Raw genomic sequence first — 20,747 nt, 5'->3', positions numbered from 1 at the left:
TAAGTCATGGAACTTCGTAGAAGTTCGCTGACGTCCGTACTCACCTAAGGAAAGTTTTTAAGATAACTTTGTCTTTAATCAAAAGCTAGGAATGATTTCCTAGCTTTTTTTACTTGATGTCATCTGTTGCTACATCCGTTCCGAACCACTTCTTAGAGATCTTTTGGAATTGGCCCTTTTGATAGAGTTTTACGAAAGCTTCATCAATTTTTTTCTTCAAGGTTTTATCCGCCTTGCGCACCCCTACTGCAAAGGATTCTGTCTCAAAACCGACAGGAAAGACATTGTAGTCTTTTAAAATTCCTTCTGTTTGTAGATAATAGTTGGCATAGACACGGTCGATTAAGAGGCCATCGATCCGATCGTTCTGGAGATCGATCAGTGCCTCGTTAAAACTCTGGTATTGGGTAGCCTTTTGATTTTTGACCTTATTTTTTAAGATTTTAGGATTGGCTTCAAAATCCATATAGCCAGAAGATCCTGTCTGGGCACCTAATCGTTTCTCTTTCATCCCATCGACTGATTGGATCCCAGATGCTTTCTTTGTGACCAAGACTTGCTCGTTTTTCATATAGGACTTTGTAAAAGCAACACTTTCCCGACGTTCATCTGTAGCCGAATAGCCATTCCAGATGGCATCAATGGTCCCATTTTTTAGTTCCGTCTCTTTCATGTCCCAATCAATGGGTTGCCAGTTCACATGAATCCCATAAGATTCAAAGACTTGATTGGCCAAATCAATATCAAAACCCGCATAGGTTCCATCTTTTTGTTCAAAGCCCATAGGAACAAAAGTATTATCAAAACCAATCGTGATGGACTACTCTTTTTGATATTTTTGCCAGTTGTCCACTTTAGGATCACTCACTGTCTGCCCGCAGGCTGTCAGAAAGACGAGACTAAGGACACCTAGCAACCATAGTATTACTCGTTTCATTCTCTCCTCCTATTTAGGATCAACCTTGAGAAGAACATACGCAATCGCTTCTGCAAATGGAATATCATGGGTAACAACGATCTGAGTCATCCCCAGTTCACGGTTTTGCAAGATTAACTTCTCAACTTCTAATCGCAATTCTGGATCCAAGGCCGAAGTCGGCTCATCATAGCCAATAATTTCCGGATCGATCATCATGGCACGCTCCAATGCCACCCGTTGCTTCTGACCACAAAAATGGGAAAATAACGAGTTTATTTTGATATTTATAAAAAAAATAGCCTTTCGGCTATTTTTCTACTTTTATAAATCCAAATTTATTGAGAGGGTAGAGACGTAGATTCACGACTCCTTCGATCTGATTTTTATGGATATAACCAAACTCACGACTATCTTCTGTATCACCACGATTATCATTTAAGACTAGATAGGTATCGGATGGTACACGACCAGCCTTGGTCCCTTTTAACTCTGATAAAAAGAAATCATCCGTATAATACCCATTACTCGTTGGAGCAGCTAGATGTTTGTTCAGCATTTTATTCAGGTAAGGTTCTGGTGTTGCCTGTCCATTCAAATAGAGGACATCATCTACGTAACTGACTTCATCGTTTTCTTTGGCAATGACACGTCCAAGATATTCTTTTCCACCGACCTTGTATAAGACCAAATCACTGCGATCTACCTGAGCATTTCTAGTCGCTACCACAAGATCTCCATTTTTCACAGAAGCATTGGCCATCTTATCATTAATACTAAATGGATGAAATACAAAGATACGAAGCAAAATCAGTGCCAAAACCAGTACACCGACAATGATGACATTTCTAATTAAATCTCTCCTTGGCATGCATGTCTCCCTTCCTTTTTGTTTATTATACCATTTTTTTGATCTTTAAAAAAGAGAAAGTAAGCATTAGTGAGAATTCTTGTTAGCACACTAAACAAGAAAAACCTCGCGGTCAGTCCTTTCAAACCAACCAGCAAGGCATTCAGATATAATTGTCTATTAACGTACTGTACGGATACGCATTGTGTTTGTACGAACAGCTTCACCAAGTGGTACACCTGCAACGATAACGATATCGTCACCAGATTCTACAAGACCTGCTTCAACTGCTTTGCGTTCAGCGATTTCGAACATATCATCAGTTGATGAAGGAGCATCTGTCAACATTGGGATAACACCCCAGTTCAACATCAATCCACGTTCAGTCAATTCGTCAAATGTCAATGCCAAGATATCAGCATTTGGACGGTATTTAGAAATCAAACGAGCTGTGTGACCAGTCTTAGTCAAAGTTACAACCAATTTGATGTCCATTGAGTTAGTAGCGTCTTTAACAGCTGAAGCCATAACTTCTGTCTTAGAGTTACGTTCGAAAGTATCTGAGTTCAAACGTCCGTATTCGTTAAGAAGAGTTTGTGCGTTCTTGTCAATTGTAGCCATTGTTGTTACTGACTCAAGTGGGTATTTACCGTTTGCAGACTCACCTGAAAGCATTGTAGCGTCAGTTCCGTCGATAACAGCGTTAAATACGTCTGATACTTCTGAACGAGTCGCACGTGGTTTTTCAGTCATTGTTTCAAGCATGTTTGTTGCAGTGATAACAACTTTACCAGCAGCGTTCACTTTTGTGATGATCATTTTTTGGTAAACTGGAACCATTTCGAATGGTACTTCGATACCCATGTCACCACGAGCGATCATGATACCATCAGCAGCTTCAATGATTTCATCCAAGTTATCGATACCTTGTTGGTTTTCGATTTTCGCAAACAATTGAACGTGACCGTTACCAGTTTCTTCACAGATGGCACGAACTTCGTCAACGTCTTTTGCAGTACGTACAAATGAAATCGCGATGAAGTTAATACCTTGTTCCAAACCGAAACGGATGTCATCGTTATCGCGCTCAGCAAGGGCTGGGAAAGGAATTTTCGTGTTAGGGATGTTCACACCTTTTTGTTTAGCAATGATACCGTCATTTTCAACGACTACTTCAAATTCACGAGTTGCATCGTCTTTTGCGAAAACACGAAGACCCAATTTACCATCGTCAACCAAAACTTGGTGACCAACTTCAACATCATCGTAGATATCAAGGGCACCAGCAACGTTCAAAGCAATCACATCACGAGTTGATTTGATACCTTGTTTAGTCGCAACACGAATTTTTTCACCAGTCTTGTATGAATATTCTTTAGCTTCGCCTTCGAACAATTCAGTACGGATTTCAGGACCTTTTGTATCAAGAAGGTAACCAACTTTTTTACCAGCGATTTCTTCTGCACGTTTAACAGTCGCCATACGTTCACCTTGTTCTTGGTGGTCACCGTGTGAGAAGTTGAAACGGAAAGTGTTAGCGCCAGCTTCGATCAATTTAGCAATGTTTTGTGCTGAAGCTTCAACGTCAAGTTTTTCACCCCAGTATCCGTCATCACCAAATTTTTTACCACCACGGATTTCTACCGCAGGACCTAAGGTTGCAACGATTTTTACACGTTTGTTCATGATATATATGACTCCTTTTTAAATATATCTGTCTTTTTAAGACAAGGTTAACAAATTTATGAAATAAAATTAGATTGAAGACAAGCTACGGTTCAACTCGGCAAGACCAAGATCAGCTTTATGTGGATTGTTTACCACAATCTTACCATCTTCTGTCAAGCTAAAGAGGGCTCCTTCTTCTGCTTTACCAAGGATTGGGTTTTCAACCATTTTTTCATTACGGATACCAACGGCTACACCACCGATTCCTTGCTTCAGCAATTTAACTGCGTGTGCTCCCATACGTGAAGCAAGAACACGGTCACGCGCAGTAGGTGAACCACCACGTTGGATGTGGCCAAGCTCAGTCACACGAAGGTCACTTTCATCACCAGCTGCTTTCAAGGCTTTACCAAATTCATCTGCAGACATCACGCCTTCAGCTAAAACGATGATATTGTGGGTACGACCTTTTGCATAACCTTCTTTGATACTTTCAACAACGTTCTCGATCTTGAATCCTTCTTCAGGGATGATGATTTCATCCGCACCTGAAGCGATACCAGCCCAAAGAGCGATATCACCAGCATTACGTCCCATGACTTCGATAACGAAGGTACGATGGTGACTAGATGAAGTATCACGGATCTTATCGATCGCGTCCATTGCAGTTGTGACTGCAGTATCAAAACCAATTGTAAAATCAGTTCCGACAATATCGTTGTCGATCGTACCAGGAAGACCAACAGCTGGGAATCCAAGTTCAGTCAAGCGCATCGCACCATGGTAAGAACCATCTCCACCAATAACGACAACACCTTCGATCCCGTGTTTCTTCAATTGCTCGATCCCTTTTAATTGACCTTCGCGTTGTGCGAATTCAGGGTAACGAGCTGAATGAAGGAAGGTACCACCACGGGAAATAATATCTCCAACAGATGAGGCGTCAAGGGGCTGAATTTTACCAGCAACCATTCCCGCATATCCATCATAGATACCGAAAACTTCCATTCCTTCTGAAATTGCTTGACGAACAACTGCACGGATGGCAGCGTTCATTCCAGGGGCATCTCCACCACTAGTTAAAACAGCAATACGTTTCATTTCGTTGTTTGCTCCTTTTTTTCTTTTACATTCTACGTAATTATAACACAAAGAAGACTAAAATTCTCGTATTTTTCGCAGTTTTTACCGATAAATCGTTTTCATAACGAGATTCTTTAGTTCATCTTCCAATTCTTTGTTTTTCTGGACTGTATAGCCCCTCAATTGAAAAGTTTTTTTCTCGTCTTCATAGCGTAATATCACAGGATATGGGCCCGGATATTTTTTCAAGATAGAAAGAATCGTTTTATCCTGACGATGATCGAGCAACTGGATCCAGAACTTTTCATTGGTTGCCAGTTGTGCCTCTGCTAGAATCATCTGCAAGCGCCCATCACGCTCTTGTATCTTCCCTGTCAAGTAATAAAAGCCGCCTTCTTTTATCAAGGAGGAAAATCGATTGTAGGTTTCAGGGAAAAGTGTCACATCCAATTTTTTCTTGGTATCACTGACTTGTAAGAAAGCCATGAGATCGCCTGACTTGGTTCGAATGGTTCGAATGTTTTGTACCTCAATGAGAATGCGTGCCTGCTCTCCTTGAACTAATTGAGAAATTGGTTGGATCTCATAGGGACTCATTTGCCCAATCGCAACCAATGGGTGAGTACTGAGCCCGACGCCAATAATGGCCTCTTCCTTCTCATATTTTTCAGCCTGGCTAAAGTCCTCCGCTTCTGTCCAGGAATAGTTAGAATCCGCAAACAAACTGCCTAGCTCATCAGCAAAGACAAACAAATTCGGCAAATTGTGAAGCACCTTGCGCCTATTTTTTTCAAAAATATCAAACAATCCAAGCTCCACTAAAGGTGTTAACAGAGGTAATTTATGATACTGATTGGGTAGGCGTAAAATAAAATCTTCGACACTTTCAAAGGGACGATTATCAATGATCCAATACGCTAAATCTCTCGGGAGTCCCTTGATATTTTTCATTCCCAAGTAGATTTTTCGATCCTGGAACTTATCTCTGTAAGGGATGGTATTGATGGATAATGGTGCGACTTTAAAATCAAACTGGAGAGCATCTGTCAGATAATCGCTGCTCGAATAATTGAGCATGACATCAAAGAAAACATCTGGATAATGGACCTTGAAATAGGCCATCTGAAAGGCCAAGGCAGAATAGGCATAGGCATGGGAACGGTTAAACCCATAGCCTGCGAATTTTTCCATGATCGCAAAGACCTCTTTAGCTTTTTCTTCCGTATGCCCAAGTTTAAGAGCACCTGTGACAAAATCGTCTTCCATCTGATGCATTTCAGCCGCATTTTTTTTACCCATAGCCCGACGTAAAATATCGGCTTTTCCCAGGCTAAAGCCTGCAAAACGCTGGGCAACCTGCATGACCTGCTCTTGGTAGAGCATGATCCCATAAGTGGGCCGTAAGATTTCTTCAATAGCTGGATCTAAAATCTCAACTTTTTCCTGGCCGTGCTTTCTTTTGACGAAATTATCAATGTAATCACTAGCCCCTGGACGATTGAGAGAGGTGGTCGCTACCACTTCTTCGAAATGATTAGGTCTCACTCGTCTCAAGAGGCGAATAGCTCCAGCCTGTTCAAATTGGAAAATCCCCTTGGTATCCCCAGCAGCAAACAAGGCCAAGGTTTCTGGATCTTCTAAATCAATGGCTTCAATCACGATCTCTTCTTGGTACTTTTCATAGACCGCTTCCTTCATTTTCTGAACGAAGGTTAAATTTCGCAGACCCAAAAAGTCCATCTTCAACAGACCATTGGCTTCAACCGCATGGGCATCATACTGGGTGACAAACATGTCTTCTCCATACTTGAGAGGAATGTGATCCGTCAAATCCTGGTCACTCATCACAACCCCAGCCGCGTGGATCGATGTCTGTCTTGGTTGGCCTTCTATTCTTTTGGCAATTTCAAAGCCACGCTCAAATTCTGCTCGGCTATGAATCACTTGTCGAAAAGCTAGATTCTGTTCATAAGCTGTCGTCAGTGTATCCCTAAACCCAATCCGCTTGGTAATGGAGGTCAATTCGTACTCTGGTACCCCAAAACGTTTAAAGACATCTCTAATGGCTTGTTTGGCCCCAAATGTTGAAAAGGTCACGATCTGAGCTGCATGGTAACTCCCGTAACGGTCTCGCACATAGCGGATAAATTCTGGACGATAGATATCAGGAATATCAATATCAATATCCGGCATGGTGTAGCGCTCCACATTTAAAAAGCGCTCAAAGAGGAGGTTCTTCTCCACAGGATCAATCCCTGTAATCCCTAGGGAATAGGCTACCAGTGAGCCTACAGCAGACCCACGTCCCATTCCCATATAATAGCCTTGACTCCGTCCGAAACGAAGAAGATCCCATACAATCAAGAAATAATCATCAAAGCCCATTTGGTGAATAATGTCTAATTCATGCTCCAAACGTTCTTGATAGACCGGACTAGTCAAGTTCTTTCGAAGAAGACCGGCTTGGGCTAATTCTCTCAATTCCGCAACAGCTGGTTTCTGAGGATTGAAGCGAGGCAATTTCAACTGAGTATCAATGTCGTATTGAATCCCTTGGACAAGTTTTTCAAGATTTGTGATGGCTTGCGGAAATCGCTCTGCAAAATCATTCTTTAAATCCTGAGGAGTTTTTAGAACTGTTGTAGGATCAATTGGCCCTGTTTCTGTCAAGCTTTGATTGTCCTTGATGGCTGCCAGCATCTGCATGGCTTCCACATCTTCCACCTCAAAGAAACGCACAGTATGAAGAGGGAGCACAGGGTGGCTAAACTCTTGGACCGGCGTATCCGCAAAAACTCCGATGAAGTAATCTAGACCAAGCGGCAAGTCTCCACTAACAAAAGGCGCTGGGACAATGACTGCTACTCCTTCTGTTAGGTGCTTCACATCCTCCCAATTGCCCTTCCCCATCATTTTGACGGTCGACATCTTCATCAGATTCTGGTAGCCCTTCGTTGACAGAGCGATCATCCGAAACGGAATTGTTTCATTGTCTACCTCTAGTCCAATTTCTAAACCGACCAAGGGGCTGAGCTTGTGGGCCTGACAGGCTTCGATAAATTCATAGGCACCATACAAATTATCTATATCCATGATTCCCAATGCGCCATACCCCATGCTTTTAGCCACGTGAACATAGTCTTTTATGGTCACAAGGCTTTCCATAAAGGTATAGACTGATTTGGTATCTAGCTGTGCAATCACTTTTTCTCCTCCCTCACTGGTCTATTTTTGGGACTCTTTTTTGTACAAAAAAACACCACTGCTACACAATGATGTCTCAACAACGGAAGACATGGGATTCGAACCCACGCACGCTTTTACACGCCTACCGCGTTTCCAACACGGCCTCTTAAGCCTCTTGAGTAATCTTCCATGAATAAAAATATGGAGCCGGTGGGAGTCGAACCCACGTCCAAACACCTGCCAGCATATTTGTCTACAACCATAGGTTATGTTTTCTTTTAACAGCTACATGACACATAACTCAAGCCCTGTAGTTGCGAGTCTATCAATCTCTTATCTAACTCCTAGACCAAGCTAGATCGTATCTCGCTGAAATTAAGACCTGTCATCAAACACGAGCGATTCGAATCGGGTCACGCCTGCTGGTGTTTAGGCAGCTAAAGCGTAAGAATTATTATTTTTTGCAGTTATATTTAACTGGCGTTTTACATCCGCTAGATGAGTTGCAAAATATGCCTCATAATGCCTGTCGAATCCGTAACGACCCCAAAACGAATACATTTAGTATATCAAAATCTAGCTAAAAATGCAAAAGAAAAAAATTGAACAAGAAACCTTCCACTGGGGAGCTCCTTGTTCAATTAACTGTTTTTATTGAAGATTCAACTTATATTTGCTGATATAGTGAATGGTGAAGTACATAGAAACAATCTTAATGACTTCATAGATGAGACCTGGAATGAAGTTTGCTCCCAAATCATCAATATTTCCATAAACCAATGCATACCCGACAGCATATGAATCTTTAAAAGGATTGACTGCTGTACCGATGATACTTAAAACAATGCACAAGAGAAAGAAAAACAGAATAGCCTTAAATCCTCGACGATTTTGAAACAGTTGGCCAAGTGCGATCGATACATAAAATAGGAAGATCCCTGAGGCTGTGGTAAAAATCCACCAAACGATAATCCAATAAGCAATAGAATGACTAAAAGCCTCAGCGATAATACTAAATACAGGAGAGAGGTCTTGTCCAATGACAGCGCCCATCACAAGTATTGTGATAAAACCACTCAAAAATAGAAGGAATAGGCAGTAAAGACTCGCTACTAAAGCTCCCACAAATTTAGATAAAATGATCGCATGCGGGCTAGCTGGAAGGGTCCAGGTCAAGTAACCTTCGCGTCCGTATAAGTTGGAATAGAAACGACGGATAATAATATAGTAGTTACTAAGATAAAGACCAATGACTCCTCCAAAAATGAGAATCCCAAGAGTCCCCGTTATGATTTGCATACTATTGGTTTCCATATTCACAAAACCGTTTGTAGCACTTCCACCAATAACACCTGTAATCACTGACAAACCTAGTGCGATCAGGGTGATCAATAAATACCACTTAGCTGTCGATTTAAATTCATATTTTAATAATTTACCAAACATGGGTTCCTCCTAATAAACACGGAATTGATCACGGAAGATCTCATCGATTGATTTTCCGTGTTGATTGCGCATAACAGTCGTATTTTCATGCAAGAGGATTCTTCCTTGGTTGATGAAAATGGCCTCATCCAAAACTTGCTCAATATCCGCAATCAAGTGAGTAGAAATCAAGACAGAAGAGTTTGGACGTCTGTTTTGAATAATGGTCCGCAAAATATAATCACGCGCTGCTGGGTCAACCCCACCGATTGGTTCATCAAGAACATACAAGTCAGCTTCACGGCTCATCACCAAAATCAATTGCACTTTTTCCTTGTTCCCTTTTGAAAGGCTGTTCAATTTTTGATTTGGCTGCAAATGCAAATCGTTGAGCAATTGGTAAGCTCGTTGGACATTAAAATCTGCATAAAAATCTTGGAAATAGTTAATAGCATCAATAATTTTCATATTTTCATTCAGATAAGTTGTATCTGGCAAATAGGAAACCACTTTTTTAGAAGCTGGGGATGGTAATTGCCCATGAATATAGATATTTCCAAGGCTTGGTTGCAACAAACCATTAATCAATTTAATGATGGTTGTTTTCCCACTACCATTGGGACCCAAAAGGCCAATAATACGGCCAGGTTGGATGTTCAAACTAACATCCATGAGAGCAACTTCATGCCCATAATTCTTTGTCACATGGTCCAAGTAGACCAAAGGATACTGATTCATGTAAATCTCCTTTATTTTCTATTTATGCTATTATACCCTGTCCCCTTGATGATTGCAACTTTATCTGAAAATTTGCTAAGAATTTGTAAATACTTGTTCAAAAAAATAGGGATAAATAAATCAGAGGTTAGGGAAACCCCAACCTCTGATTTGTTTTGATGCATAGAATATTTAACTAATTCCAAGTGCGATCCGTGCGTAACGGCTCATCTTTTCAACCGTCCAAGCAGGATACCAGACCAACTTCACATCCACAGATGTCACTTCTTCTACTTCTGCTAAAACATCATGAATCTGATCTGTCAGAAGGTCCGCTAATGGACACCCCATGGTCGTTAAGGTCATATCAATGATGGTTGCTCCAGTTTCACCGTCAAAATGGATCTCGTAGACAAGACCTAAATTGACAATGTCAATCCCAAGCTCAGGATCGATTACCTCTTCCAAAGCATTTAAGATTTTATTTTTAATTTCTTCAATTTGCTCAGTTGTATATGCCATATGACTTCCTTTTTCTGCTATTTACTCTCGATAGAATTTCTTGGCTCGGGTTAAAAAGGTCCGCAGGACCTGGGTCGCTTCTTCATTTCTAGGCGACCGTTAAAAATGTCCACTGGACATTTTTAATCCTCTATAAAGTCACGCAATGGTTTGCTTCTGCTTGGGTGGCGGAGTTTACGGAGGGCTTTGGCTTCGATCTGACGGATCCGTTCACGGGTCACGTTGAAGACTTTACCCACATCTTCCAAGGTCCGCATTTTTCCATCATCCAAACCGAAACGTAAACGAAGTACGTTTTCTTCACGGTCTGTCAGGGTATCGAGGACTTCATCTAATTGTTCACGTAGAACCACACGAGTGGTGTAGTCTACTGGATTTTCAATCACTTCATCTTCGATGAAATCTCCCAAATGGCTATCGTCTTCTTCCCCGATTGGCGTTTCCAAAGAAACAGGCTCTTGGGCAATCTTCAAGATTTCGCGTACCTTATCAGGCGTCATATCCATGCGTTCAGCGATTTGTTCAGGCGTTGGGTCTTGTCCCAATTCTTGCAAGAGATTGCGTTGTTCACGAACCAACTTGTTAATGGTTTCCACCATGTGAACAGGGATCCGAATGGTCCGTGCTTGGTCTGCAATGGCACGAGTGATAGCCTGACGAATCCACCAAGTAGCATAGGTAGAGAACTTGAACCCTTTGGTATAGTCAAACTTATCAACGGCCTTCATCAAGCCCATATTTCCTTCTTGGATCAAATCCAAAAATTGCATTCCACGACCAACGTAACGTTTCGCAATGGATACAACCAAACGAAGGTTGGCTTCTGCAAGACGTTGCTTGGCTTCCAAGTCACCTTGTTCCACTAAGATAGCCAATTCTTGTTCTTCTTCATTTGTCAAAAGAGGAACAACCCCAATTTCTTTCAAGTACATCCGTACTGGGTCGTTGACCTTGGCAGAGTTGCTTCCAAGCAATTCCTCATCTGACAATTCTGGCTCTTCTTCATTGTTCAACACACGCGCACTTGGGTTACCATCTTTATCCGTGATCGAAATTCCTGCATCTTGAATCCGTTGCAAAAGATCTTCAATCCCATCTGCATCTAGTGTGAATGGAATAACCAACTTGTCATTAATTTCATCATCTGTTGCAGTTCCACTTTTCTTGTGGCTGCGAATAAACTCTGCAATTTGAACGTCCAATGTTGTAATATCTTTTTGTTCTTTAGCCATTCCTACTCCATTCTTCTTTTTTGAGCGATCAAACGCTCGAGTTCCAATAAAGCTTTTTCCGCATCCCCTGTCGAGGAAGCTTCCTTCACTTTATTTCCAATTTGTTGACTTTCTTTGCGAAGAAGCTCACGATTTCGCGTTTCTTCCACTTCTTCTAATTCACCATCCGCTATCTCTTCTGGCAAATCTTCTTCTACCATCCGGTACCAGGCGTGCTGGACCCCTTCAGGTTGCTCGGACAAATCCTGAGATGTGACTTCTCCATTTTGACAGAGTAATTGGTACAAGATCTGTAACTCCGGTGTGTCAAAGACAAAATCAGGTCGCAAACGGTAATCATTAAGCACCATTGGAAAATCTTTCATCCTACTTAATAAATGATTTTCCGCCTTGATCAAGCGCGTCATCCCACGATTAGGCAGGAGATCGACTGAAAAATTCGACGTTCTTGATCGTCCACCACTTTGATCCTCCTGCCGTTGATGCAAGCGACAATTATTGACAATCTGCTCAATCTGCAAATAATCAAAGTCTGGCAATAAATCTGCCAACTTATAAATATAGGTGTTTTGCGCTGTGATGGAGCGCGTCTGGGCGATCATCGGTGCCAGCTTCTCGACAAACTCAATCTGTGCCTGTAAGTTCTCAATATACTGGGGTTTCCAGTAGTGCATCAAGAATTCAACCTTACTGATCCGCGAATTCTTCAAGAGGGAAGCTAGATCTTCTGGGGAGGTCTTTTTGAGGTACTCATCGGGATCCATCTGATCAGGGATACGGACGATCTCCAACTCCAGATCCTGCAAGACATCCAAGGCCTTAGCGGTTGCTTCAAGTCCCGCCTTATCCCCATCATAGGTCAAAATGACCTTTTTGGTAAAATGAGACAGGTGCTGGACGTGCTCTGGTGTCAAGGCTGTCCCCATAGAGGCGACTGCATTTTCAATCCCAGCTCGATAAGCCGCAATGACATCCATAAAGCCTTCCATGATATACATTTCATGTTGCTTTTTGGCGCTCGTCTTAGCTTGATCCAAATGATAAAGTTCATAACTCTTATTAAATAGACGGGTACTTCGACTATTCTTGTACTTGGCTTGATGACTGCCATCATCCGTTAGTTTCCACAGTCTACCAGAAAAAGCAATGACACGTCCACTATCATCCGTCAAAGGAAACATAATCCGATCCTGAAAGGCATCAAAAACTGTTCCAGCATCTGAGATTGTGAATAACCCCGAATCGGTAATCACTTTCTCAGAGAACTTCTCAGAGAGATTTCGATAGAGATAATTCCCTTCTGCTGGGGCTAAGCCCAATTGAAAATGTCGGATGACCTCATCCGTCAATCCACGTTCATACAGATAATTTCGCGCTTCTTCTCCCATCTTTGTCGTCATCAGAATCGCCTGGTAGAACTTACTGGCTTCCTGATGAATCTCATAAAGTTCTTGGTTGGGATTGATAGACGTTGGTTGAGCCGGCCTTGCTTGGTACTGAAGCGCAATACCCGCTTTTTCTGCTACGATCTGGACCGCATCCATAAAAGCGACTCCACGGTATTCCTCAATAAACTTAAAGACATCTCCCGAGCGACCACATCCGAAACAATGGTAAAACTGCTTGTCTTCAACGACATTAAAAGAAGGAGTCTTTTCACCATGAAAAGGACAGAGCCCTAAAAAATTACGGCCAGCCTTGGTCAAAGAAACAACTTCTCCAATAACTTCAACAATGTTTACACTGTTTTTAATTTCTGCAATTAGCTCTTTATCAACCATAAACAGTGCCTCCATTTTACCATAGATTATCACTTTATATTTTATACTAAAAGTTAGTAAAAGTAAATTTTTTCCTACCGATTTCACACATAAAAGAAAAGATTTTCAACCTTTATCACTAATTTTAAAAAATGAGGCATATTCCTTGTCAGTCGAATATTTTTCCGTTATACTATCATAGTAAAAAATTATTATGAAAGGACATATTTAGGATATGTTAAAAGATTTGAAAGCTTTTCTCCTTCGTGGGAATATTGTTGACCTTGCTGTAGCAGTCGTTATCGGAGCTGCATTTGGAGCTATCGTAACATCACTTGTTAACGATATCATCACTCCACTTATTTTGAAACCAGCTATGAAAGCTGCTGGTGTTGATAAGATTGCTAATTTGTCATGGAACGGTGTTGCATACGGTAGCTTCTTGAGCGCTGTGATCAACTTCCTTGTTGTTGGTACTGTTCTTTTCTTCGTAGTGAAAGCTGCTGAAAAAGCTCAAAACCTTGGTACAAAAGAAGAAGCTGTCGAAGAAGAAGCTCCTGCTCCTACTCAAGAAGAGTTGCTTACTGAAATCCGCGACTTGCTTGCAAACAAATAATCAGATAAAAAGATCCGATCTTCTAGCTGGAAGGTCGGTTTTTTTGTCTTTGATGGATGAGAAAAAACAAAAAACAGACCGAAGTCTGTTTCTGTATTCAATTAGAATTTTTTACGTTTACGAGCTGCTTCTGATTTACGTTTACGTTTTACAGAAGGTTTTTCATAGAATTCACGTTTGCGTGTTTCTTGAAGAGTACCAGCTTTAGTAACCGCACGTTTGAAACGACGAAGAGCATCGTCAAGAGATTCATTCTTACGTACTACTGTTTTTGACATATTTTTCACTCCCTTCAAGCCTAAAATCTTAATCATTTTATCATACTTTAAAGGTGCTGTCAAGATCTTTTAAAACTTTTCTAGCCTTCCTAACCTTCATGCCATTTCTTTTTCCGACTTTTTCATTCTTCCTATTTTATGATACAATGGAAGCAAAGAAAACCCTGAAGGAGATACCATGTCAGAAATTTATGATATTACGATTGTTGGGGGCGGACCAGTTGGTCTGTTCGCTGCTTTTTATGGCAATATGCGCCAAGTTAAAGTCAAACTGATTGATTCCTTACCTCAACTTGGAGGGCAACCAGCCATTCTCTATCCAGAAAAAAGTATCCTCGATGTACCCGGATTTACCAATTTAACAGGTGAAGAATTAAGCAACCGCTTGATCGAGCAAGTCAAACGATTCGATACACCGATCTTCCTCAATGAAACTGTAGAGGATATTCAAAAAGAGGGTGACCTCTTCATTATCACTACTTCTCGCCAAGTGCATCAGTCTAAAGCAGTCATCATTGCCATGGGTGGCGGTGCCTTTAAACCACGTGCTCTTGATATCGAGGGGGCTGATACCTTTGATAACGTCCACTATCACGTATCAAACATCCAACAATATGAAGGACAACAGGTGACCGTCCTTGGTGGGGGGGACTCTGCTGTGGACTGGGCTCTTGCTTTTGACAAGATTGCTCCAACTACAATCGTTCACCGTCGGGACAACTTCCGTGCCTTGGAACATAGCGTAGAAGAACTCAAACAATCTTCTGTCAGCATCAAAACACCATTTGTTCCTAGCCGCTTGATTGGTGAAAATGGTCATGCCACTCATCTTGAAATCACAAAAGTTAAAGCCGATGAAACCGAACTTATCCCGATTGATCACTTATTTGTCAACTATGGCTTTAAATCTTCAATCGGAAACTTGAAAGAATGGGGTGTAGAATTGCAACGCCATAAAATCAAGGTGAATCAGAAACAAGAAACCAGTCTTCCTGGAATTTATGCCTGTGGAGACTGCTGCTTCTATGAAGGAAAGATCGATCTCATCGCTACAGGTCTGGGGGAAGCTCCAACAGCTGTAAACAATGCCATCAACTACATCTATCCAGATAAAAAAGTCCAACCAACGCACTCAACCAGTTTATAATAAAAAAGGCCTTTAGCCTTTTTTATTTTTCTAAATCGTCTGCGATCTTATTGATCTTACGCAAGCGGTGATTGACGCCGCTTTTTGAAATAGGTTGTTGCAAGCTATCTGCGATCTGCTGGATGGAATAATCTGGATGGTTCATCCGGATATAGGCAACTTCTTGCAGGTCACTTGGTAAACTCCCTAGACCGACCGTATCCACAATTTTACTAATATTATTAATGGTTTTCATGCTAGCTGTGACTGTGCGCTGAATGTTGGCCATCTCGGCATTATTGGCCCGATTGAGGTCATTGCGCGTCTCTCTCATGACCTTGATAGATTCAAATTCCTGCATGGCTTGCATGGCCTCTACTACAATGAGAAAATCAATAATATCTTCCGCTCTTTGCAGATAGGTTACCACTCCTTTTTTCCGCTCGATGGTTTTCGCATCTAGTAAAAATCCTTGCATGAGAAGGGCAATTCCTTCCGCGTGGTCTGTATAAACAGAATGAATTTCCAACTGGTACTTCCCTTTTTCAGGATCCTTGATGGAACCACTCGACAGAAAGGCCCCCCGAAGATAAGCACGACTGGCTACTTCATCTTCTAAAACACTAGCATCAATGCCTGTCTCAATCCCAAAGAAGGCATCTGCCAAATGCAAGTCAGCTAGAATCTCTTCCACCTTTTCATCCAAGAATACTGTGTAAACACGATTTTTTTTCAAATTGGTTTTTTGGTGGTGGCGAATATCCGATTTGGCCTCATAAAAATGATGCAACAATTCATAGATATGGCGAGCGATCTTGGCATTTTCTGTCGTCACCGAGAGCGTCAAGCCCCCCATTGATATGCCGAGGCTCCCAGACATCTTGATAATAGCAGCTAATTCACTCTTTTCAAATCGCTTGAGAGACAGTAATTCTTCTTTGACACGAACCGTAAAACTCATTTTCTCACCTGCACGATCTGCATCAGCTCTTCGACCACTTTTTCACCATCATGAAAAGCTCCCCCGTTGACCAGCTTTAAGAAATCGGAAGAAATCACTTGAGGCACTTGCGATCGCAAGCCCTTAAAATCGTGCTCTACCTGGACTAAATATTCATCAAATTTATTGCTGTTCATATAAGCTGCGGGAACCTGATTGATATTGACAAGGACGGTGTCGATGAACTTTTCTCCCAAATGTTTGTGGAGCACGGCCACGTGGTCACTATCTGTGAAATGCTCGGTTTCTCCTCTTTGGGTCATGATATTGCAAACATAGGCCACTTGGGCTTTGGTTTCAAGGATGGCTTTCCCAATCTCATCGATCATCAAATTAGGAAGGATCGAGGTAAAGAGCGATCCAGGACCCAAGACGACCATATCACTTTCAAGAATCGCTTCCACCACTTTCTTACTAGCCTTTGGACGCTCTTGATCAAAGGTATTGGTCACATAGACATGATCAATCATGCCGGTATAGTTGGCAATGTGGCTTTCTCCTACTATTTCTTTTCCATCTTGAAAGACAGCATGAAGGGTCAAGGGACTATCACTGGAAGGATAGATCTTGCCGGTTGTATGAAAGAACTTGGTCAACAACTGCATGGCATTATAGGTCGAGCCTTGCATCTCTGAAATCCCTGCAATGATCAAGTTTCCCAAAGGGTGTCCGGCCAAGGGTCCATCATCGTCCGCAAAGCGGTATTGAAAGACTTTCTCATAAAAACGAGGCATATCTGACATGGCAACCAAGACATTTCGAAGATCCCCAGGTGGTGTCAATTTTTGGATGTTCTTCCGTAATTCACCTGAGCTACCGCCATCATCTGCAACAGTTACAATGGCAGTGATCTCGACCGGTTTTTTTCTTAGACTATCGAGAATAACAGAAATCCCTGTCCCTCCTCCAATAACGGTTACTTTAGGTTTTCTCATGAGCGATTCACCGTTTCTTTCCGTCTGTCCTTGTCTCTATGACTGCAATTGACCTGCCAATTTTTTTCTAAATCATGCGCCAAGCGCTCTGCAAAGGCTACTGAACGGTGTTGACCTCCAGTACAGCCCATAGCGATGGTGAGAACGGATTTACCTTCTCGTTTATAAGACGGTAAAATAGGAACGATTAAGTCATGGAGATGACAGTAAAAGTCCTCTGATTCAGGGTGATCCATGACATAATCATAGACAGCTGGATCTTGACCGGTTAAATTCCGAAGTTCCAATTTATAGTAGGGATTTGGAAGAAAACGCACGTCAAAGACGAGGTCAGCATCGATCGGAAGGCCGTATTTGAAACCAAATGACATGACCTCAACCCGAAAATCTGGCTGATTATCTTGACTGGCAAATTGCTCTGCAATCGTTTTTCTCAGATTACGGGGCGTCAACTCAGTCGTGTCCACCACATTTTGACTGATATTTTTCAAAGGAGACAAGAGCTCTCGCTCTAAGGTAATCCCATCTAAAACACGGCCATCTGCCGCTAGTGGGTGGCTACGACGTGTTTCCTTGTACCGTGCTACCAACTCACTGTCAGTAGCATCCAAGAATAAGACCTTAAAATCGAGGTCTTCTTGATTGTCTAATTCATCCAAAATGGTGGGAATTTCATTGAAAAAAGAACGGCTCCGCATGTCCACAACAACGGCTAATTTATTGTTATCCGGGCTAAGGCGCATGAGTTCAATAAATTTCAGCAAGAGCGCCGGTGGCATATTATCGATGGTAAAGTAGCCCAAATCCTCAAACGATTGGATAGCGACGGTCTTGCCAGCACCGCTCATCCCTGTTACCATGACTAGTTGAATCTTACTTTCTGTCATTTTCTCCTCCCAAAATAAAACAGAGTGGCCTACAGTTTCCTGCTTTCCACTCTGTCTTTTTGTCTTTGAATGGTTATTAGGCCTTGATTTCCGCAATAACTTCAATTTCAACCTTCACATCACGTGGCAGGCGTGCTACTTCAACAGCAGATCGAGCTGGAAACTCTGTGGTAAAGACTGTTTTATAGACCTCATTAAAAGGTACAAAGTCATTCATATCACTTAAGAAACAAGTGGTTTTCACCACGTGGTCGAAGTCTGTCCCAGCCTCTTCCAAAATAGCCCCAATATTCTTTAAGACTTGCTCTGTTTGTTCTTGGATGGTTTCGCCAATGATTTCTCCTGTTTCAGGTGACAAGGGAACTTGTCCGCTTGCAAAGAGAAGATTGCCTACGATTTTCCCTTGAACATAAGGTCCAATTGCTGCAGGTGCTTTATCTGTATGAATTGTTTTTGCCATAGTATTCTCCAAGTCTATTTACTTCTGCTGGTTTTCTTTTGCTAATTTTTCCCTTTGTAGGCGCAACTTGCGCTTAGGATTTAGCGTATTAAAGAGTTCTTCTAATTTTTCAGCATTCCAAACATCAGCTGCTGAAACAAAATTTCCATTTTCATCTCGAAAAGATATTGGTTTATCTCCCACTGAAAAAGCCTCATTTCTTATTTGGAATCCTTGATCCGCTCAGGATCACCCTTAATCTACAAACTCAAATTCAAATTTACCGATCCGGACGATATCGCCATCTTTTGCCCCACGTGCACGGAGAGCTTCATCAACACCCATTCCACGCAGTTGACGAGCAAATTTCATGACTGCTTCATCCCGATCGAAATTCGTCATATTAAAGAGTTTTTCAAGTTTTTCACCAGACAAGACCCAAGCGGCATCGTCATCACGACTGATGTCAAAGGCTGGCTGGTCTTCATCAAAGCCATAGTAGACTTCTTCTTGGGCCATGTCGTCTTCTGAATACAAGAGGAATTCTGGTGTTTTGTCTAACAATTCTGCCGTTGCATCTAACAAATTGTCTAAACCTTGATGAGCCAAACTAGAGATCGGGAAGATCTGTGGCAGTTCATCAAACTCATCGTAATTAGCTGCCAATTTCTTCTTGAATTCTTTCAAATTTTCTTGGCTTTCCGGCATGTCCATCTTATTCGCCACGATAATCTGAGGACGTTCCATCAAGCGAAGGTTATAGGTTTCAAGCTCTTTATTGATTTGAACATAATCTTCATAAGGGTCGCGTCCTTCACTGGCAGACATATCAATAACATGCAAGATAACTCGAGTGCGCTCGATGTGACGAAGGAACTGGGTTCCTAGTCCAACACCTTGACTAGCCCCTTCAATCAATCCAGGAAGGTCTGCTACGGCAAAGGATTCTCCAGACGGAGTCCGAACCATTCCCAAATTTGGAACGATGGTTGTGAAATGATAAGCCCCAATTTTTGGTTTGGCTGAAGTGATGACACTGAGAAGGGTCGATTTCCCAACAGAAGGGAAGCCAACCAAACCAACATCTGCCAAGACCTTCAGTTCTAACTCTAATTCACGTTCCTGACCAGGCTCTCCATTTTCAGAAATCTCTGGTGCTGGATTTTTAGGAGTGGCAAAACGAATATTTCCGCGACCTCCTCGGCCTCCGTGGGCTACAATATACTCTTGTCCATTTTCAACCAAGTCGGTAATGACCTTGCCAGTCTCAGCATCTCGGACGGTCGTTCCTTGGGGAACTCGTACATAGAGATCTTCTGCTCCCCGTCCGTGCATCCCTTTGGTCATTCCTTTTTCCCCATTTTGGGCTTTGAAATGCCGGTTATAACGGAAGTCCATCAAGGTGCGCAAGCCTTCGTCTACTACGAAGATGACATTGCCACCACGACCTCCATCACCGCCCCAAGGTCCGCCATTAGGGACATATTTTTCACGGCGAAAGGCCACCATGCCATCGCCGCCATTTCCAGCCTTGACCTTAATCTTGGCTGTATCTAAAAACATACTCATAAATAGATGATTTCCTTTATTTCTGCGTGCGTCTTAATAAGAAAGAGCACCAATTGCGGTTGCAAAGATTGCACCAACCGTTACAATCAACATAATCACAATAACCACCATCGTGATCATTTCAAATGGTGTTTTTTTACGTTTTCCGTTATCTCCAAAAGCCACTGCTAATACCTCGATTACTATAAATTCATTAGCCCTATTTTACCACGAAATAGGGGATTTTTCAAATCGAGCCTACACAAAAAGACCAGACAAACGTCTGATCTTTTATGGATAGATTTAGGAATCTTTTCTTACTCGTAAAATACTAACAGAAAGAACCGCCAGTAAGACACCCATGACAAGAACAACCGGTGTCATCTTCTCACCTGTACTTGGAAGAACTTTTTTCTTACCAGGTTTTGGTGCTTCTTCTTCTTTGACAGAAGTTGATGATGAGGTTGATGAAGTACTAGAACTTGATGAAGACGATGAACTTGATGAAGACGATGAACTTGATGAAGAGCTAGAACTTGATGAAGACGATGAACTTGAT

The 20,747-nt window shown here is 41.9% G+C and carries 21 protein-coding genes, 1 tRNA gene, 1 other RNA gene and 2 pseudogenes; 3 read left to right on the top strand and 22 right to left on the bottom strand.

Annotated elements, in window-relative coordinates:
• Positions 1-109: 109 nt before the first annotated feature.
• From ADI76_RS04475 to dnaG, 13 genes and pseudogenes are all read right to left on the bottom strand, one after another.
• Positions 110-937, bottom strand: a pseudogene (locus ADI76_RS04475) (transporter substrate-binding domain-containing protein).
• A gap of 9 nt (positions 938-946) precedes the next feature.
• Positions 947-1,183: pseudogene (locus ADI76_RS04470) on the bottom strand (amino acid ABC transporter ATP-binding protein); the annotation flags it as partial.
• A gap of 43 nt (positions 1,184-1,226) precedes the next feature.
• Complete coding sequence (lepB, locus tag ADI76_RS04465) at positions 1,227-1,787, bottom strand: signal peptidase I (protein ID WP_049514918.1); 561 nt, start codon at positions 1,785-1,787, stop codon at positions 1,227-1,229.
• A gap of 159 nt (positions 1,788-1,946) precedes the next feature.
• On the bottom strand, positions 1,947-3,452 hold the full coding sequence (pyk, locus tag ADI76_RS04460; RefSeq protein ID WP_049514917.1) for a pyruvate kinase: 1,506 nt from the start codon (positions 3,450-3,452) through the stop codon (positions 1,947-1,949).
• A 69-nt stretch (positions 3,453-3,521) separates the two neighbouring features.
• Entirely contained in the window at positions 3,522-4,535 is a 1,014-nt protein-coding gene (gene pfkA / locus ADI76_RS04455; RefSeq protein WP_049514916.1) for a 6-phosphofructokinase, read from the bottom strand.
• Positions 4,536-4,619: 84 nt separating this feature from the next.
• Entirely contained in the window at positions 4,620-7,721 is a 3,102-nt protein-coding gene (locus ADI76_RS04450; RefSeq protein ID WP_049514915.1) for a DNA polymerase III subunit alpha, read from the bottom strand.
• Between the two features lie 83 nt (positions 7,722-7,804).
• A tRNA-Ser gene (locus ADI76_RS04445) sits at positions 7,805-7,892 on the bottom strand.
• Between the two features lie 10 nt (positions 7,893-7,902).
• Positions 7,903-8,251, bottom strand: a transfer-messenger RNA (tmRNA) gene (ssrA, locus tag ADI76_RS10750).
• Positions 8,252-8,354: 103 nt separating this feature from the next.
• On the bottom strand, positions 8,355-9,149 hold the full coding sequence (locus ADI76_RS04440; protein WP_049514914.1) for a hypothetical protein: 795 nt from the start codon (positions 9,147-9,149) through the stop codon (positions 8,355-8,357).
• 9 nt (positions 9,150-9,158) lie between these two features.
• Positions 9,159-9,866 (bottom strand): ABC transporter ATP-binding protein, encoded by a 708-nt coding sequence (locus ADI76_RS04435; protein WP_024054676.1) that lies wholly within the window; start codon positions 9,864-9,866, stop codon positions 9,159-9,161.
• Positions 9,867-10,037: 171 nt separating this feature from the next.
• Complete coding sequence (locus ADI76_RS04430; RefSeq protein ID WP_004220168.1) at positions 10,038-10,367, bottom strand: metal-sulfur cluster assembly factor; 330 nt, start codon at positions 10,365-10,367, stop codon at positions 10,038-10,040.
• A gap of 122 nt (positions 10,368-10,489) precedes the next feature.
• On the bottom strand, positions 10,490-11,599 hold the full coding sequence (rpoD, locus tag ADI76_RS04425; protein ID WP_021152924.1) for an RNA polymerase sigma factor RpoD: 1,110 nt from the start codon (positions 11,597-11,599) through the stop codon (positions 10,490-10,492).
• 2 nt (positions 11,600-11,601) lie between these two features.
• Positions 11,602-13,380: a DNA primase gene (gene dnaG, locus ADI76_RS04420; protein WP_049496671.1), complete on the bottom strand. Its 1,779-nt coding sequence runs from the start codon at positions 13,378-13,380 to the stop codon at positions 11,602-11,604.
• 214 nt (positions 13,381-13,594) lie between these two features.
• Between dnaG and mscL the strand changes: the two genes are divergently transcribed.
• Entirely contained in the window at positions 13,595-13,975 is a 381-nt protein-coding gene (gene mscL, locus ADI76_RS04415) for a large conductance mechanosensitive channel protein MscL (protein WP_049514913.1), read from the top strand.
• A gap of 101 nt (positions 13,976-14,076) precedes the next feature.
• Here mscL and rpsU read toward each other — a convergent pair whose 3' ends face one another.
• Positions 14,077-14,253, bottom strand: coding sequence for a 30S ribosomal protein S21 (gene rpsU / locus ADI76_RS04410; RefSeq protein ID WP_000048054.1), 177 nt, complete (start codon positions 14,251-14,253; stop codon positions 14,077-14,079).
• A gap of 178 nt (positions 14,254-14,431) precedes the next feature.
• On the opposite strand from rpsU, the gene ADI76_RS04405 reads away from it, so the two are divergent.
• On the top strand, positions 14,432-15,400 hold the full coding sequence (locus ADI76_RS04405; protein WP_049514912.1) for an NAD(P)/FAD-dependent oxidoreductase: 969 nt from the start codon (positions 14,432-14,434) through the stop codon (positions 15,398-15,400).
• A 22-nt stretch (positions 15,401-15,422) separates the two neighbouring features.
• Here the strand turns inward: ADI76_RS04405 and whiA are convergent, their stop codons facing one another.
• From whiA to ADI76_RS11680, 8 genes are all read right to left on the bottom strand, one after another.
• Entirely contained in the window at positions 15,423-16,340 is a 918-nt protein-coding gene (whiA, locus tag ADI76_RS04400) for a DNA-binding protein WhiA (RefSeq protein WP_049514911.1), read from the bottom strand.
• On the bottom strand, positions 16,337-17,314 hold the full coding sequence (locus ADI76_RS04395) for a YvcK family protein (protein WP_049514910.1): 978 nt from the start codon (positions 17,312-17,314) through the stop codon (positions 16,337-16,339). The genes whiA and ADI76_RS04395 overlap by 4 nt, the downstream gene beginning before the upstream one ends.
• Positions 17,311-18,201: an RNase adapter RapZ gene (gene rapZ, locus ADI76_RS04390; RefSeq protein WP_049514909.1), complete on the bottom strand. Its 891-nt coding sequence runs from the start codon at positions 18,199-18,201 to the stop codon at positions 17,311-17,313. The genes ADI76_RS04395 and rapZ overlap by 4 nt, the downstream gene beginning before the upstream one ends.
• A gap of 76 nt (positions 18,202-18,277) precedes the next feature.
• Positions 18,278-18,661, bottom strand: a complete 384-nt coding sequence (locus ADI76_RS04385) for a RidA family protein (RefSeq protein ID WP_003006514.1) — start codon at positions 18,659-18,661, stop codon at positions 18,278-18,280.
• An 18-nt stretch (positions 18,662-18,679) separates the two neighbouring features.
• Positions 18,680-18,844, bottom strand: a complete 165-nt coding sequence (locus ADI76_RS11535; protein ID WP_003006512.1) for a hypothetical protein — start codon at positions 18,842-18,844, stop codon at positions 18,680-18,682.
• A gap of 51 nt (positions 18,845-18,895) precedes the next feature.
• On the bottom strand, positions 18,896-20,209 hold the full coding sequence (gene obgE / locus ADI76_RS04375; protein ID WP_013903339.1) for a GTPase ObgE: 1,314 nt from the start codon (positions 20,207-20,209) through the stop codon (positions 18,896-18,898).
• A 33-nt stretch (positions 20,210-20,242) separates the two neighbouring features.
• Positions 20,243-20,374, bottom strand: a complete 132-nt coding sequence (locus ADI76_RS10745; RefSeq protein ID WP_003011566.1) for a DUF4044 domain-containing protein — start codon at positions 20,372-20,374, stop codon at positions 20,243-20,245.
• Between the two features lie 117 nt (positions 20,375-20,491).
• A complete protein-coding gene (locus tag ADI76_RS11680) occupies positions 20,492-20,572 on the bottom strand; it encodes a hypothetical protein (protein WP_239683619.1) in 81 nt (26 codons plus the stop codon).
• On the opposite strand from ADI76_RS11680, the gene ADI76_RS11675 reads away from it, so the two are divergent.
• The coding region (locus ADI76_RS11675) for a hypothetical protein (protein ID WP_049514908.1) at positions 20,550-20,747 on the top strand (198 nt) is incomplete at its 3' end. The genes ADI76_RS11680 and ADI76_RS11675 overlap by 23 nt on opposite strands.

The sequence above is a fragment of the Streptococcus parasanguinis genome (genome assembly GCF_001074805.1).
Taxonomy (GTDB): domain Bacteria; phylum Bacillota; class Bacilli; order Lactobacillales; family Streptococcaceae; genus Streptococcus; species Streptococcus parasanguinis_A.
The sequence above is the reverse complement of the archived record's forward strand: the minus strand, read 5'-3'. Positions and strand labels throughout refer to the sequence as shown.

What these genes read in the sequence shown, in the direction of transcription:
- lepB (WP_049514918.1), bottom strand. Translation starts at nt 1,787, where the DNA reads ATGCCAAGGAGAGATTTAATTAGAAATGTCATCATTGTCGGTGTACTG.
- pyk (WP_049514917.1), bottom strand. Translation starts at nt 3,452, where the DNA reads ATGAACAAACGTGTAAAAATCGTTGCAACCTTAGGTCCTGCGGTAGAA.
- pfkA (WP_049514916.1), bottom strand. Translation starts at nt 4,535, where the DNA reads ATGAAACGTATTGCTGTTTTAACTAGTGGTGGAGATGCCCCTGGAATG.
- ADI76_RS04440 (WP_049514914.1), bottom strand. Translation starts at nt 9,149, where the DNA reads ATGTTTGGTAAATTATTAAAATATGAATTTAAATCGACAGCTAAGTGG.
- ADI76_RS04435 (WP_024054676.1), bottom strand. Translation starts at nt 9,866, where the DNA reads ATGAATCAGTATCCTTTGGTCTACTTGGACCATGTGACAAAGAATTAT.
- ADI76_RS04430 (WP_004220168.1), bottom strand. Translation starts at nt 10,367, where the DNA reads ATGGCATATACAACTGAGCAAATTGAAGAAATTAAAAATAAAATCTTA.
- rpoD (WP_021152924.1), bottom strand. Translation starts at nt 11,599, where the DNA reads ATGGCTAAAGAACAAAAAGATATTACAACATTGGACGTTCAAATTGCA.
- dnaG (WP_049496671.1), bottom strand. Translation starts at nt 13,380, where the DNA reads ATGGTTGATAAAGAGCTAATTGCAGAAATTAAAAACAGTGTAAACATT.
- mscL (WP_049514913.1), top strand. Translation starts at nt 13,595, where the DNA reads ATGTTAAAAGATTTGAAAGCTTTTCTCCTTCGTGGGAATATTGTTGAC.
- rpsU (WP_000048054.1), bottom strand. Translation starts at nt 14,253, where the DNA reads ATGTCAAAAACAGTAGTACGTAAGAATGAATCTCTTGACGATGCTCTT.
- ADI76_RS04405 (WP_049514912.1), top strand. Translation starts at nt 14,432, where the DNA reads ATGTCAGAAATTTATGATATTACGATTGTTGGGGGCGGACCAGTTGGT.
- whiA (WP_049514911.1), bottom strand. Translation starts at nt 16,340, where the DNA reads ATGAGTTTTACGGTTCGTGTCAAAGAAGAATTACTGTCTCTCAAGCGA.
- ADI76_RS04395 (WP_049514910.1), bottom strand. Translation starts at nt 17,314, where the DNA reads ATGAGAAAACCTAAAGTAACCGTTATTGGAGGAGGGACAGGGATTTCT.
- rapZ (WP_049514909.1), bottom strand. Translation starts at nt 18,201, where the DNA reads ATGACAGAAAGTAAGATTCAACTAGTCATGGTAACAGGGATGAGCGGT.
- ADI76_RS04385 (WP_003006514.1), bottom strand. Translation starts at nt 18,661, where the DNA reads ATGGCAAAAACAATTCATACAGATAAAGCACCTGCAGCAATTGGACCT.
- obgE (WP_013903339.1), bottom strand. Translation starts at nt 20,209, where the DNA reads ATGAGTATGTTTTTAGATACAGCCAAGATTAAGGTCAAGGCTGGAAAT.
- ADI76_RS11680 (WP_239683619.1), bottom strand. Translation starts at nt 20,572, where the DNA reads ATGACACCGGTTGTTCTTGTCATGGGTGTCTTACTGGCGGTTCTTTCT.